The 14,640-nt window shown below is 62.2% G+C and carries 13 protein-coding genes; 6 read left to right on the top strand and 7 right to left on the bottom strand.

Features of this window, described 5'->3' with window-relative positions; translation table 11 throughout:
- The first annotated feature begins 107 nt into the window (after window positions 1-107).
- Window positions 108-1,739: a cobaltochelatase CobT-related protein gene (locus ACPS74_RS08380; protein WP_051381817.1), complete on the top strand. Its 1,632-nt coding sequence runs from the start codon at window positions 108-110 to the stop codon at window positions 1,737-1,739.
- A 95-nt stretch (window positions 1,740-1,834) separates the two neighbouring features.
- Here the strand turns inward: ACPS74_RS08380 and ACPS74_RS08375 are convergent, their stop codons facing one another.
- The 6 genes from ACPS74_RS08375 to ACPS74_RS08350 form a co-directional block, all read right to left on the bottom strand.
- Complete coding sequence (locus ACPS74_RS08375; protein WP_029651421.1) at window positions 1,835-3,649, bottom strand: glucan ABC transporter ATP-binding protein/ permease; 1,815 nt, start codon at window positions 3,647-3,649, stop codon at window positions 1,835-1,837.
- A 158-nt stretch (window positions 3,650-3,807) separates the two neighbouring features.
- Window positions 3,808-4,125, bottom strand: a complete 318-nt coding sequence (locus ACPS74_RS08370; RefSeq protein WP_029651422.1) for an HPr family phosphocarrier protein — start codon at window positions 4,123-4,125, stop codon at window positions 3,808-3,810.
- A complete protein-coding gene (locus ACPS74_RS08365; protein ID WP_018406034.1) occupies window positions 4,122-4,523 on the bottom strand; it encodes a PTS sugar transporter subunit IIA in 402 nt (133 codons plus the stop codon). The genes ACPS74_RS08370 and ACPS74_RS08365 overlap by 4 nt, the downstream gene beginning before the upstream one ends.
- Window positions 4,524-4,712: 189 nt before the next feature.
- A complete protein-coding gene (locus ACPS74_RS08360) occupies window positions 4,713-5,177 on the bottom strand; it encodes an HPr kinase/phosphorylase (RefSeq protein ID WP_029651423.1) in 465 nt (154 codons plus the stop codon).
- Complete coding sequence (locus ACPS74_RS08355; RefSeq protein WP_029651424.1) at window positions 5,174-7,096, bottom strand: sensor histidine kinase; 1,923 nt, start codon at window positions 7,094-7,096, stop codon at window positions 5,174-5,176. Before ACPS74_RS08355 ends, ACPS74_RS08360 begins: the two co-directional genes overlap by 4 nt.
- Before the next feature lie 22 nt (window positions 7,097-7,118).
- Window positions 7,119-7,817, bottom strand: coding sequence for a response regulator transcription factor (locus ACPS74_RS08350; protein WP_018406031.1), 699 nt, complete (start codon window positions 7,815-7,817; stop codon window positions 7,119-7,121).
- Between the two features lie 488 nt (window positions 7,818-8,305).
- On the opposite strand from ACPS74_RS08350, the gene ACPS74_RS08345 reads away from it, so the two are divergent.
- Window positions 8,306-8,731: a hypothetical protein gene (locus ACPS74_RS08345; protein ID WP_029651425.1), complete on the top strand. Its 426-nt coding sequence runs from the start codon at window positions 8,306-8,308 to the stop codon at window positions 8,729-8,731.
- Between the two features lie 58 nt (window positions 8,732-8,789).
- Here the strand turns inward: ACPS74_RS08345 and ACPS74_RS08340 are convergent, their stop codons facing one another.
- Window positions 8,790-9,029: a YdcH family protein gene (locus tag ACPS74_RS08340; protein ID WP_029651426.1), complete on the bottom strand. Its 240-nt coding sequence runs from the start codon at window positions 9,027-9,029 to the stop codon at window positions 8,790-8,792.
- A 256-nt stretch (window positions 9,030-9,285) separates the two neighbouring features.
- On the opposite strand from ACPS74_RS08340, the gene ACPS74_RS08335 reads away from it, so the two are divergent.
- The 4 genes from ACPS74_RS08335 (at window position 9,286) to fusA (ending at window position 14,635) form a co-directional block, all read left to right on the top strand.
- Window positions 9,286-11,289: a toll/interleukin-1 receptor domain-containing protein gene (locus ACPS74_RS08335; protein ID WP_239753791.1), complete on the top strand. Its 2,004-nt coding sequence runs from the start codon at window positions 9,286-9,288 to the stop codon at window positions 11,287-11,289.
- A 405-nt stretch (window positions 11,290-11,694) separates the two neighbouring features.
- Window positions 11,695-12,066, top strand: coding sequence for a 30S ribosomal protein S12 (rpsL, locus tag ACPS74_RS08330; protein ID WP_014890767.1), 372 nt, complete (start codon window positions 11,695-11,697; stop codon window positions 12,064-12,066).
- Window positions 12,067-12,077: 11 nt separating this feature from the next.
- Entirely contained in the window at window positions 12,078-12,548 is a 471-nt protein-coding gene (gene rpsG / locus ACPS74_RS08325; protein WP_029648377.1) for a 30S ribosomal protein S7, read from the top strand.
- A gap of 11 nt (window positions 12,549-12,559) precedes the next feature.
- The gene (fusA, locus tag ACPS74_RS08320) at window positions 12,560-14,635 is read left to right on the top strand and encodes an elongation factor G (protein ID WP_029648376.1); all 2,076 of its coding nucleotides are present in this window, start codon (window positions 12,560-12,562) and stop codon (window positions 14,633-14,635) included.
- Window positions 14,636-14,640: the final 5 nt, after the last annotated feature.

The raw sequence follows: 14,640 nt of genomic DNA, 5'->3' as shown, positions 1-14,640 counted from the left end.
CGCGGCTTTTTTCGTGTAATGCCCTGAATTTCAATTTTGCGGCTTTTTGTAAGCCATTAACTTCTCGCATATGTTGTTGCGATCAAATTTCGAATCGAGCCGCTTTCATGCAGAAAAGAGATCCACTCGCCTTCTTGAGTTATGTCCGGGACGACGACACGCATGACCTTGGCCGCATATCCGATCTGAGAATACGCCTTGAAGGGGAAGTCCGCATACAGACCGGCCGTCCCTTTCCGATCTTTCAGGACCGCAATGACATAAATTGGGGCGATCAATGGAAGGAGCGAATCAAGGGGGCGATTGACAGCATCTCGTTTCTGATCCCGATCATGACGCCCAGCTATTTTCGCAGCCATATGTGCCGCGAAGAGTTTGAGGCGTTTCTACTTCGCGAGCGCGCGCTTGGCCTTCCTCGCCTGATTTTGCCGATCTACTATGTGTCAGCCGACGAAATGGACGACGCGGCCAAGCATCCAGACGACATGGCAACGGTCCTGAGGGAGCGAAACTGGTCGGACTGGCGTGAACTCCGATTTCCTCCGCTCGACCATCCGGTCATACGCGAACAGATCGCGGCCCTGGCGAAAAACATCAAGGAGACGATGGTCGAACTGCGCGCCGAGATTGACGCTGCAACTCAAAGCAAGGGTCAGCTGGTTCAAACTGTGCCTTTACCACCTCCAACTCCTCCGGCTGAGGTTGTCCCTCCGAAGTCCGTCATTGTCGGGAATCCGCTTGCGATCCCCGTGGCCCGGGTCGAAAAGGCCTCGGCAAGCGCTCTTAAACGTGCGCAGAAACAGCCTTACTACGTGTACACGACGAAATTTGACGAGGTGATCAGCCCCCGCGAGCTGATGTCATCAGACGAAAGTCTTCGCCTGCACCAAACTCTCCTCAATACGATTCGTGCGCGGTCCCTGGAATTCAACGACGCGATTGAGCGCGGAACCGCCGAGATAGCTGACGTCGCAGACAAGCAGGACGTTTCGATTTCTATCCTGATTGACAATTCAGGAAGCTTGCGCGGAAAAAAGATACAAGACGTTGCCACGTGGACGTCAATCGCATCCTCGATCATTTCGAGTGCTGGTATCAGCAACGAGATATTGGGATTCACCACTAGGGCTTGGAAAGGGGGTCAGTCGAGGGAAATGTGGCTCTCTGACGGGAAGCCGGCCCTTCCCGGCCGTCTGAATGATCTCCGCCACATTGTATACAAAAGCTTCGACGAGACGTTTCAGGAAGCAGACATCAATTTCTCGGCCATGATTAAGGAGGGTCTCCTAAAAGAAAACATCGACGGCGAAGCCCTCTTATGGGCCTATTCCCGTTTGCAGCGCCGCCACGCCGAACGTAAAATTCTCGTTGCTTTAAGCGATGGCGCTCCCGTCGACGATTCAACCTGGTCGGTAAACCCCGAGGCTTTCCTGCCTGACCACCTCAAATCAACCGCTGTCTGGATAAGGTCACTTGGCGAAGTTGAGCTTTATGGTGTGGGTATCGGAGAAAGTGTCGACGCCTATTTTGGGGAGAGCAGCCCTACACTTGATGACAGACGGATCGGCCCAGATCTCCTGAGCCTCCTTTCTCTTATTTTGCGGCATGATGTTCCGGCAGTCCGGGCGTTCCAGAAAGTAGTTGTACGCCCCGTTGAGATACCAGCACCGCATCTATCCCGTCCCGTAAAACGCCGTCGCCGAGCGAAGGCATCATCCGATGATACCATTCTTGAATAGCCGTCCTTATCTTTTCGTCCCCTTTGCCGAATAGCCATCGTTGAGCAGAGCTTGGAGGCATTGACCCACCACCACATGGCGGCTTGGCCACCCTCTCACCCCGCCGGCTGCTGCGCGCCGGCTTCGTAAACCCCGTCGAGCGGCGTCGTCGAAACGGTCGGCTCGGTCATGAACTGCGCCGCCGCGAGCATCGCAAAGCGACCGCCCTTCGCGACCAATTCGTCGAAGGCGCCGCTCTCGACGATCTCGCCCTGATCGAAGACGAGGATGCGGTCGGCGTTGCGCACGGTGGCCAGCCGATGGGCGATGACGAAGGTCGTGCGGCCCTTCATCGCCGCCTCCAGCGCTTTCTGGATCAGCCGCTCGGTCGTCGCGTCGAGCGCCGAGGTCGCCTCGTCAAAGACCATGATCGGCGGGTTTTTCAACAGCGCCCGGGCGATCGAGAGCCGCTGGCGCTCGCCGCCCGAGAGCGAGCGGCCCCGTTCGCCGACGCGCGTCGCCCGCCCGTCGCTCTGATGCGCGACGAATTCCGTCGCCTGCGCCAGTTCGAGCGCATGGGCGATCTCCTCGTCCGTCGCGTCCGGATTGCCGATGCGCAGGTTTTCCTCGATCGATCGCGCAAACAGCATCGGCTCCTGAAAGACGACGCCGATGTTGCGGCGAAGCGAACTCAAAGTGAATTCGCGGATGTCGACGCCGTCGATTTTCACTGCGCCGCTGTCTGGATCGAAGGCCCGATGCAAGAGCCCGAGCGTCGTCGATTTGCCTGAGCCCGTCGCGCCGACGAGCGCGATCGTCTCGCCAGGCTTCGCCGTAAACGAAACGTCGCGCACCGCCGGCCGTCGCCCGTCATAGGCAAAGGTGACGGCGTCGAACTCTACCGCGCCCACGAGCCGCTCCGCGTCGCGGGCATGCGGACGATCGGCGACGCTCGCCGGCGTGTCGAGGACGCCGAAGAATTCCGCGATCTTCGCAGACTGCTGGAACAGGACATTGACGAAGCCGACCGCCTGTTCGAGGCGGGCGATCAGCATGGTTGCAAAGCTCATGAAGGCGACGATCTCGCCGATCGTGGCGAGGCCGCGCAAATGCAGCCAGATTCCCAAAAGGAAAATCGCCAGAATCGTCAGCGTCGCCGAGGCGCGGCTGGCGACGGCGACGAAGGCCCACCAGGAGAGAACAGGCATCTGCGCCGCGATGACGTCATCGATGATGCGGTTCAGCGCATGCGATTCGCTTTCGATGCGCGTAAAGCTCTGCACCACCGGGATATTGCCAAGCGCATCCGACGCATGTTCGGCGAGCGTCGAATTGTAGCGCTCGACCTGACCCTGCAGATCTTCCGTGCGTCGCAGGACGAAGCTCGTCACGAAATAAAAGATCACGACGAGCGCCATGAGCAGCGAGCCGAGCCGCCAATTGACGAACAGCGTCGCCGGCAACAGCACGAAGAGCGCAACGAAGGACGCGCAGTTCTCGCGAAAGAACGACAGCCACAGCCCCGACATGGCGTTCGCCCCGTCGAGCATGATCTTTAAGAGACGCCCGGAGTGGACGTTGGTGTGAAAACTCAGCGGCAGGCTGAGAACGTGGTCGAAATAATCCGACATGATCGCAAGCCGCCGGCGATGCGCGAGACGATCGGCGTTGAGCCCGACGAGGATGGCGCCGCCGATCGAAAACAGGCCGAAGGCGGCCCAGGCGGACACGAGCGGCAGCAGATCGCTCCATGTCAAAGTCGCGCCGGGCGCTTGCGCGCGCGTCATGCGATCGATGATGCGCCCAAAGAGCATCGGCTCGGCGAAGGCGGAGACGGCGAGCGCCAGATTGGCCGCGACCAGTATGAGCGCAAGCCGCGCCTGAGGCCGCAATAGCCCCAGCACGCGCACGTAAACTTTAAAGACGGACATTGACGACGCCTGCCAGCAGGGAAGGGTTCAGCAAACGTGCGATGGATCGCAACTCTCGCGTTTGCTTCGAGTAACATGGCGACTGTGGCGGACGCGCGCTACAGGGCTGGCCGCTTGCGCGTTTGCAGCCGGATCTTGCGATCGCTTCCGGCAGCGTCCTATTCGTCCTCGCCGAAGCGATTGGCGACGAGCGTCTCCAGCGCGTCGAGCGCCGCCTTCGCCTGTGGTCCGGTCGCGGTGACGGCGATGGTCGTGCCCTGGCTGGCGCCCAGCGTCAGAATGCCCATAATCGAGCTGCCGCCGACGGTTTCGTCGCCTCTCGAAACAGTGATGACGGCGTCGAATTTTTCGCAGCACTGCACGAATTTGGCGGTTGCGCGGGCGTGCAGCCCCTTCTTGTTGACGATCGCGAGCTCCCGCGACAAGGCGTCTTCGGCCGCAGCCTGATGCAATTTATCGGTCACGAGATCATTCATTTAGCGTTGAGCACTTTGCTGGCGATGTAAACATATTTGCGGCCGGCGTCCTGCGCCTGCAGCACCGCCTGCTCCAAAGGTTGCGTATCGCGGACCGAAGCGAGTTTGATCAGCATGGGCAGATTGACTCCCGCGAGAACCTCCACCTTTCCGCCATCCATTACCGATATAGCAAGATTGGAGGGCGTGCCGCCGAACATATCGGTAAGCAGCACCACGCCTTCGCCGCTGTCGGCCTCGCGGATCGCCTCAATGATATCCCCGCGCCGGCGCTCCATATCGTCCTCGGGCCCTATCGAGATCGCCGCAATCTGCTTTTGAGGTCCGACGACGTGTTCGAGCGCCGCGCGAAACTCAGTGGCAAGGTGGCCATGGGTCACCAAGACCATTCCGATCATACGACCCTACCACTCATGAAGACGTCTCTTGCGCGCCGATGTCTCGTATATTGCGTCGGCCCGCAAGGGCGAACGGAGCCAAATTGCATCCCAGGAGGAGCCGTTGCGCCCGCCGTGATCGCCCCGCTCAACAGGGGCGACATTTTGTGCAACGCGGCGAAATAGGCAAGCGAAAACAGCAGGGCCCCGTCAATTTGTCGCAACGTTATGAATGTATGCTGCAATCCGCGCCACCGCTCCGACGTCTGCGGCGTTTTCGAACATACGCGGCAGCGTCACGCCGCTCAACCCAGTCGTTGCATCCTCTTCATCGGGATATCGTTTCGGCGACTCACCGGATGCGAGGAGGTCGATGACGGCCCGCAAGACGCAGGCCGGCTCATAGGCGACGCGTAACAGCCCGAGACCGCGCGCTTCGATGATCCCGCGGATTGACGGGTGGGGCCTTGCGACCAGGCGGCCGTGGCGCGCTTCGAGCGCAACTCGGTCGTCACCGACGAGCGCCGCGAAAGCGCCGCGCGCCCGCCAGTCGGCGACAAGCTGCAAGCTGAGCGCGCTCTTGCCGGCGCCGGACGGTCCGCGCAGCAGCAGGCCGAACGCGCCGAGAACCAGCGCATTGGCGTGAACATACTCTGACGCTCGCGGCGGCGTCATCGCGCCGAAGGCAACCAGACGACAAAGCGCGCGCCGAGCACGGCGTCGCCGGGCAGGGGCTCGTCAGTGCCCTGCGGATGCGCGCGGGTGCGGTTGAGGGCGCGGATGCGTCCGCCATGCGCCTCGATGATTTGACGGGAGATCGAGAGCCCGAGCCCGGAGTTCTGGCCAAACCCCTGTTCCGGCCGGTCGGTGTAGAAACGCTCGAAAATGCGCTCGAACGCGCCGTCGGGAATTCCGGGGCCGTCGTCATCGACGATGATCTCGAAGCCTTCGATCTGCTGGCCTCCCGGCCCCTTGGCCCGCTCCGGCCACAGCAGCACCCGCACGACGCCGCCGGGCTTTGAAAATGACCGGCCGTTGTCGATCAGATTGTTGAACACCTGCCCGAGGCGCGAGTCATTGCCGAGAACGCGCCAGCGGCTGCGCGGCGCGTCGTATGGAGAGGAGCGAACGGTCAGCTGAATGTTGACGCCGTCGCCGCGCTCCACCGCGCGCGCCAATTCGACGACGGTCGACAGCGCCGCCGAGAGATCGACGACGTCCATGTCGGCGCGCGCGAGTTCGGCGTCGAGACGAGACGCGTCGGAAATATCGCTGATCAAACGGTCGAGCCGGCCGACGTCATGCTTGATGATGGCGAGCAGCCTGTCGCGCGACTCCTGGGTCTTGGCGATCGGCAGCGTCTCGACGGCGCTGCGCAGAGACGTCAATGGATTCTTGAGTTCGTGCGCGACATCCGCGGCGAAATGCTCGATCGCGTCGATGCGGTTGTAGAGCGCCTTCGTCATGTCGCGCAGCGCGCCTGAAAGATGGCCGATTTCGTCCGGCCGGTCCGAGAAGTCCGGGATCTCCTGGCGGGATTTGACGCCGCGCCGCACGCGCTCGGCCGCTTCGGCGAGGCGGCGCATCGGTTCGGTGATCGTGTTGGTGAAGAACAGCGAAATCAGCAGCATCACGCCGGCCGAGACCAGAAAGATGCGGATGATGCCCCAGCGTTCCGTGACGATGACGGCGTCGATGTCGCCGCCCATGGTCGAGAGGAGCAGCGCGCCGCGCACCGACCGATAACGCTGAACCGGGACGGCGACGGAAATGATGGTTTCGCCCCTGGCGTTGGCGCGCACCACCGAATGAATATGGCCGCCGAGCGCGTTGCCGACCTCAGGATAGGCTTTGCCATTGCCCATGCCGATGTCTTCGTAGAGCGGCAGCTCCGGCCGATGCGACAGGCGCTGGACGAACTCCAGCGACCGTTCGAGGAATGACGATGCGTCGAGGGTGGTGGGCTGGCCCCCTGCCGGCGGCAGCTCGAAGCGCAGAATGTTCGAACGACCCGAGACGGAGCGCGAGTCGAGCAGCAGAAAGCCGTCGCGGTCGTAGATGCGCGCCCGCAGCCGAGTCGGGGACACCAGTCGCCGCAGCAGCGGCCCGACGCGTTCTGGGTTGAGCGAAAACTCCAGCGGGGAGCCGCCGTCGGCGTCGCTCGCGCTTTCTCCCGGCGCAAGCTTCAACAGTTTCTCGGGATCGATGGAAATGGCGTCGGTGTCGACAGTCGCCGAGGCCGCCACCGCCGCGGCGATGATCTCGCCCTGCGTTTGCAGGCTTTGCACGCGGGCGTCGATCAGACCTTCGCGAAACTGGTTGAGGTAGAGGAACCCGGCCAGCAGCGCGACCAGCCCGCCAAGATTGAGAACGACGATGCGGCGGGTGAGCGAGGACGAAAGATGCGACTGGACGGTTCGCTGCACCGTGCGCTGCGCCCGCGCCAAACGGACGGAGATCGTCCGCCACAGGCGGGCCCGCGCCGCCGCGGCGTCGCGCGCTGGCGCTGTCGCCGGGACCGCCGGACGCGGCGCTTCCGCGGCCTGGTCGCCGACGGCGGTCACGTCGCCGTCACCCTCGATACTTGCGTCCATCTCGCGTCCCCTCCGCGAGAACTCAGGCTTCCTTGAATCGATAGCCCACGCCATAGAGCGTCTCGATCATTTCGAAATCATTGTCCACGACCTTGAACTTCTTGCGTAAACGCTTGATGTGGCTGTCGATCGTTCGATCGTCGACATAGACTTGGTCGTCATAGGCCGCGTCCATGAGCGCATTGCGGCTCTTCACGACGCCGGGACGCTGCGCCAGCGACTGCAAAATCAGGAATTCCGTGACAGTCAGCACCACCGGATCGCCTCGCCAGGTGCAGGTGTGGCGCTCAGGGTCCATCAGCAGCGCGCCGCGCTCCAGGACCTTGGCCTCCGATTCCTTCTGCGCCGCGGCCTCCTTAGGATTGGAGCGCCGCAGAATCGCCTTGACCCGCTCGACGAGCAGCCGTTGCGAGAAAGGCTTATGAATGAAGTCGTCCGCCCCCATCTTCAGGCCGAACAGCTCGTCGATTTCCTCGTCTTTGGAGGTGAGAAAAATCACCGGGAGGTCCGACTTCTGCCGCAGTCGACGCAGAAGCTCCATGCCGTCCATCCGCGGCATCTTAATGTCGAAGATCGCCAGATCGGGCGGGTTGGCGCGCAGCCCGTCGAGCGCTTGTGCGCCGTCGGTATAGGTCTGGACGCGATACCCCTCGCCCTCCAGAGCGATGGAGACAGAGGTGAGAATGTTTCGATCGTCGTCGACGAGAGCGATGGTCGGCATCTTCACCCTTTGCTATTTGCGGCCGCAATTTAACGTCCGGGCCGGCGCGACGTGACTGCGCTTTCCGCGCGAAACGGCCGCCCCCGACTCCTCGAAGGGCGCGACGTCGATGCTCAACAGCCGATACTCTTATCGGCTCGACCGCGGGACTTTCGAAAGGCGCGCCGTCGACCCGACAAAGTCGGAGGCCAAGGCGGCTGAAATGTGGCCGAGGTCCGTTCCCAGAGGGCGGCGCCGCCTCGATGCCGCCGGAACGCTTATACACAGTATTGCTGAAAAAATCACCTTATGCCTGGGCATGCCCGACTAAACGTAAGCGCGACAAGGGGATAGCTCGGCGGGCGCGACAGTTGGCGGCGCCCCGGGGGCTTGGAAAATCTCGGGTTTTCGCCAATTTGCTATAGGTTCTTTTAGCCCCGACGCCGGTCGGCTCATAAGCCTAGTGAAAAGAGGCGCAGCGCGCGGCGTCAGCCCCAGGGAGTGGATCGATGAGCGAAGAGTGGGCATATCAGGTTCGGGTCAATCTCGTCGAGGATGCGGCCAAGCTCGCTCGCAAGGATCCGGAAAACCCGGCGCTCAAGCCGCTCAGCGATATTCTCGCCAAACATAACGCGAAGCTTCGGAACCAGCTCGACGCTTTCGCCGAATATGTCGCCGCGGCCGAACAGCGCGGGGAGGAGAATTTCCCGCTCTACAAATGGACCAAGGCGGTGATCGAAGACCCGGCGAAAATCGAGAAGCACAGCAAAGCCTTCTCGATCCATGTCGCCGGTGAGGAAATCTATGGAAAGGACGTCGCCGACGCGCTGGAGGCGGAACTTCAGCCCCTCGTCGGCGGTCCGCTGGTCGCCCGATTGACCAAGCACGACAGCAACCCTGCGAACAATCCGCAGGCGCCTGCGCAATATCGTTAGAAGCGCAAACGCCCCGGCGCAGGCCGGGGCGTTTTCACGCTAGTTGCGAGAAGCAGGCTTACGCCGTTTCGAGGAAGCCGGCGATCTCATCCTTGAGGACGAGCCGCTTCTTCTTGAGATCTTCCATCGTTGCGTCATCCGCCGGCTCGACATTGGTCTCCATGCGGTGAATGGCGCGATTGAGCGTGTGATATTCCTCGGTGAGGCGCGCGAAGTGCGCGTTCTTGGCCTTCAAGGCGTGAATGGCCTCGGCGTGTTCGGGAAATTCTTCGTGCAACTCATGCGCAACATGGCTCATTCGATTGGTTCCTCCCTGTTTTTTCGCCGTGAGCTTACCGGCTTTCGCGGCGGCGTTGAACGGCTCTTCGCCGCCTGCGACGATTTGCACCGCACTCGTGCACCGCGCTGTCATGCCCGTGAAGCGGGCATCCAGAGCAACGCCCGGACATCATTGATGTTGCAAATGGATTCCGGTCGTGCGGCGCGCGCCCGGAATGTCGGTGCCCTTGCGACGCTCGCGCAACCCGCTCATCTTGTGAGGCGCGGAGATTTCGATGAACGACATTTCAGACGGCGAATTGAAGTTCACCACTCGCCAAGAACTTGAGGCGTGGCTGGAGAGGCAGCCAGGCGAGGTCAGCGTGGTCATCGCCGCGCGGGCGGCGCTGCGCACCTTGCCGCTGCTCCACCAGGCAAAGCGCGACCCGAGTCATTTTGCGACATTGACTCTCGCGTCCTTTTGGGCGACCGCATTGGCGCGGGTCGTCGCCAAATATCCGAGCCGCGCCAATGACCTTCGCGCCTCCGCCGCCGCCGCCGCCTCCGCCTCCGCCGCCTCCGCCGCCACCTCCGCCGCCGCCGCCTCCGCCGCCGCCGCCTCCGCCGCCTCCGCCTCCGCCGCCGCCACCATCGCCGCCATCGCCGCCGCCGCCGCCTCCGCCGCCGCCGCCGCCGCCGCCGCCACCGCCGCCGCCGCCGCCGCCGCCGCCGATGTTTGGGAAGCGGTGAGCGCCGACGCCAATCGGCTTGAGTTGGTCGCGCCGAGCGTTCTTGCGAGCGAAAAACTTTGGCTCGAAAAAGCGCCTCCGAATTGGGTTCACGAGTACTACAGCGAACTGTTGGACACCCTGAGGGAATCGCATTGGCGGCCCTGGCTCGACTGGTATCAACGCCGCCTCGACGGGCGTGAGGCGGCGGAAGAAATAGAATTGCAGTTCGCGACGCTTCCGATCGACCCGCGACACATGGACGTCGCCGAACAGAACGCCGAGCTCGCCCGGCGGATCGCTGAACTGCAAGAGGCGCTGGACGCCAAGAAGCCCCCGCCTGCTGACCAACATTGGGACTTCTTCATCAGCTACAGCAGCAAGGACGAAGCTGACGCCCGCGAGATCGCCGGCATCCTCGAACAGGCTGGCCACTCAGCCTTCGCGCAGTTCAAGGATATTGCGCCCGGCAATAATTTTGTCCGAGAGATGCAGAAAGGCCTTGAGTCCTCGCGAGGGTTTGTCGCTCTGCTGTCGCCGGACTACGAGGCGTCAAACCATTGTCAGGCGGAATGGGCTGCCGCCTATAATCGCGACCCCAGCGGCGCCGGGCGAAAAATCCTCCCCCTGCTGGTGCGACAGACCAAGCTCAATTCGCTCGCGAGTCAGATCGTTTACGTCAACCTTGTCGGGCTTTCGGGCGAGGCGCGTCGGCAGGCGATTCTGCGGGCGTTGGCCCCAAAGCCGCTGCCAAAGCCAGCCGAAAACATATCGGCGCCTTTCGACTTCGGCTGGAACGCCGAAAATCGCGTCACCGTCGTCGCCGGACCGCAGAACACGCCCGTTTTCCCCTTTGCGGGGAGCGACCAAGACCACCACGAGCGGCTCGACGCCTGCCGTAAAATAGTTCAGCGACTGATTGCCGATCTAGCGGCGCAGCGCTTTAACGCTCGGCCCGACTACCGCATTGCGCTCGAGACTTATCTCGAGGAACTGCCGACGGCGCCGGGCAGCGGCAATCTCCTGCTCGCCGACGCCGAGGCGCGAGTTCTGCGCGGGCTCTTCGAAGAGGACAAGAATATTCTGGCGCGCGCGCTGGCCGAACGGCTCAATCGCGTTCTGGAGTTTCACATCGGGCTGCGCCCCTATTATCCGGGCGTCGGCCGCTTCTATGACGATGTGAGAAGCGGCGCCTTGTCCGCGCCCCTGCCGAGGGACGCCATCGCCGGCTTTGTCGAAGTCGTACGTGAACACACGCCCGATATCTTTGAGCAATCAGTCTCGCAAGGCATCGACAAGGTTGAGGAAGATTTTGCGCCGCCGCCAGGGGCGGAGGCGCCCCAGCTAGAGCCGGGCATTCTGGCGCCTCGACCGGACCCGATCGAAGCGCCCGATCCGGAAAAGGCGCAGGCCTTTTCGATCACCAGCACAATCAACGCAGTTTACGGAGCTTTCCTCAAGGGCAAGGACATGGGGTCCGCCGTCAAAGGCTGGGATGAGGTTGCAAAGAAGCTCGGCGAGCATGTCGAGCCGGTGATTGAGTATTTGAAGAATTTCACTTCCGGCGGATGAGGGCCGTCGCATCGATAGACAAACCCACTAAATTCCTGGCGGCAAGCAGATGCGAATTTCTTCAATCATGACAGATTCTTTGCTTGACGCCGCCCAACCTCGCGATTAGGTTCCGCCCACTTTCGACAGGCCGTAAGTTCATGCCGTCGGCGAGCGCCTCGCTCTCGATCCTTCGAACTTAAACGCTGTCGCCTTGCCTGTGACCGCCAAATGTAGTTGGTAATCAGCACGTCGCGAAAGCGACTGACAGGAAGGCACGATCCCGGCGACGGGATCCTCTGCGTTAGAAGCGCCTTGGCCCTTACGGCCATCGGCGCTTCGCTCGTTTGCGCGTGCCTTTAAGGGCCATGCGCGGCGGGATCCCATGACATCCGCCATTCGCAATCACGCGAAGGACCCTATTGAATGCCGACGATCAGCCAGTTGATCCGCAAGCCGCGCCAAGCGCCGACCTATCGCGAGAAGGCGCGCCATCTGCAGTCCTGCCCGCAGAAGCGCGGCGTGTGCACTCGCGTCTATACGACGACGCCGAAGAAGCCGAACTCGGCGCTTCGCAAGGTCGCCAAGGTGCGCCTGACCAACGGATTCGAGGTCATCGGCTACATCCCGGGCGAGGGCCATAACCTTCAGGAGCACTCGGTCGTGATGATCCGCGGCGGCCGCGTGAAGGATCTTCCCGGCGTCCGCTATCACATTCTGCGCGGCGTGCTGGACACGCAGGGCGTCAAGGACCGCAAGCAGCGCCGTTCGAAATACGGCGCGAAGCGTCCGAAGTAAGGAGCCGTTCGATGTCTCGTCGCCACCGGGCCGAAAAACGTGAAGTGATCGAAGACGCCAAATTTGGCGACATCGTTCTCACGAAATTCATGAACTCGATCATGTACGACGGCAAGAAGTCGGTCGCCGAGCAGATCGTCTATGGCGCGCTCGATCAGGTCGAGACGAAGGCCAAGAGCGATCCGCTCGCCGTCTTCAAGCAGGCGCTCGAGAATGTCGCGCCGGCGATCGAGGTTCGGTCCCGCCGCGTCGGCGGCGCGACCTATCAGGTGCCGGTCGAAGTGCGCAACGAGCGTCGTCAGGCGCTCGCCATCCGCTGGATCATCACCGCGGCCCGCGCCCGCAACGACAAGACCATGGTCGACCGTCTGTCGGCCGAACTGCTCGACGCGTCCAACAACCGCGGCGCCGCGGTGAAGAAGCGCGAAGACACGCATCGCATGGCGGAGGCCAACCGCGCCTTCTCGCACTACCGCTGGTAAGGACAACCGTCATGGCCCGCTCTCATCCGATCGAGGACTACCGTAACTTCGGCATCATGGCCCACATCGATGCGGGCAAGACGACGACGACGGAGCGCATCCTCTATTACTCCGGCAAGAGCCATAAAATCGGCGAGGTGCATGAAGGCGCCGCGACGATGGACTGGATGGAGCAGGAGCAGGAGCGCGGCATCACCATCACGTCCGCCGCAACGACGACGTTCTGGAACGGCAAGCGCCTCAACATCATCGACACGCCCGGCCACGTCGACTTCACCATCGAAGTCGAGCGCAGCCTGCGCGTGCTCGACGGCGCCGTATGCGTGCTCGACGGCAATCAGGGCGTCGAGCCGCAGACCGAGACGGTCTGGCGTCAGGCCGACAAATACAATGTGCCGCGCATCGTCTTCGTCAACAAAATGGACAAGATCGGTGCCGACTTCGACCGCTGCGTCGAGGAAATCAAGACCCGCGTCGGCGGCCGCCCGATCTGCGTGCAATTGCCGATCGGCTCCGAGTCGAATTTCAAGGGCATTATCGATCTCGTGCGCATGAAGGCCGTGGTCTGGGAAGACGAAGGTCTCGGCGCGAAATATCACGACGAAGAGATTCCTGCCGACCTGCTCGACAAGGCCAAGGAATATCGTTTGGCGCTGATCGAAGCCGCGGTCGAAATGGACGACGAGGCCATGGCGGCCTATCTCGACGGCCAGGAGCCGAACGAGGAGACGCTGCACAGGCTCATCCGCGCCGCCGTGCGCAAGATCGCCTTCATCCCGGTGTTCTGCGGCTCGGCCTTCAAGAACAAGGGCGTGCAGCCGCTGCTCGACGCGGTCGTGCATTATCTGCCGTCGCCGGTCGATCGCGAGGCGATCAAGGGCGTCGACGTGGACACGGGCGAGGAGCTGGATCGCAAGCCGCTCGATTCCGAGCCCTTCTCCATGCTCGCGTTCAAGATCATGGACGATCCCTTCGTCGGCACGATCACCTTCGCCCGCGTCTATTCGGGCAAGATCGACTCCGGCACGACAGTGCTCAATTCCACGAAAGAGAAGAAAGAGCGCATCGGCCGCATGCTGCTGATGCACGCCAATAATCGCGAAGACATCAAGGAAGCTTTTGCGGGCGACATCGTCGCGCTCGCGGGCCTCAAGGACACGCGCACCGGCGACACGCTCTGCGACTTGCAGAAGCCCGTCATTCTGGAGCGGATGGAGTTTCCGGATCCGGTCATCGAGATCGCCATCGAGCCGAAGTCGAAGGCCGATCAGGAGAAGCTCGGCATCGCGCTGCAGAAGCTCGCCGCAGAGGATCCCTCCTTCCGCGTCTCGACCGATCAGGAAAGCGGCCAGACCATCCTCAAGGGCATGGGCGAACTGCATCTCGACATCAAGGTCGACATCTTGAAGCGCACCTATAAGGTCGACGCCAATATCGGCGCGCCGCAGGTCGCCTATCGCGAGCGTCTCGGCCGCAAGCTTGAAATCGACTACACGCATAAGAAACAGACCGGCGGCACCGGCCAGTTCGCGCGCGTGAAGATCATCTTCGAACCCAATGAAGCCGGCAAGGGCAATGAGTTCGAGAGCAAGATCGTCGGCGGCGCGGTGCCGAAGGAATACATCCCCGGCGTCGACAAGGGCATTGCGTCGGTGACGACGTCCGGCATTCTCGCCGGCTTCCCCGTCGTCGATCTGAAAGCGACGCTCATCGACGGCGCCTTCCATGACGTCGACTCGTCGGTGCTCGCCTTCGAAATCGCCTCGCGCGCCGCGACGCGCGAAGCGCTGCAGAAGGGCGGCTCGGTGCTGCTCGAGCCGATCATGAAGGTCGAGGTGGTGACGCCGGAGGAATATACCGGTTCTGTCATCGGCGATCTGAACTCCCGTCGCGGACAGATTCAAGGTCAGGACATGCGCGCCAACGCCGTGGTGATCAACGCCATGGTGCCGCTCGCCAACATGTTCGGCTACGTCAATCAGCTGCGCTCCTTCACGCAGGGACGCGCAAGCTACACGATGCAATTCGATCACTACGAACAAGTCCCCGAAGCGGAGTCGAAGAAGGTCCAGGCGAAATACGCCTGATCTCG

This window comes from Methylocystis sp. SB2, assembly GCF_049817085.1.
GTDB lineage: Bacteria > Pseudomonadota > Alphaproteobacteria > Rhizobiales > Beijerinckiaceae > Methylocystis > Methylocystis rosea.
This window is presented reverse-complemented; position numbering and strand designations above follow the sequence as displayed.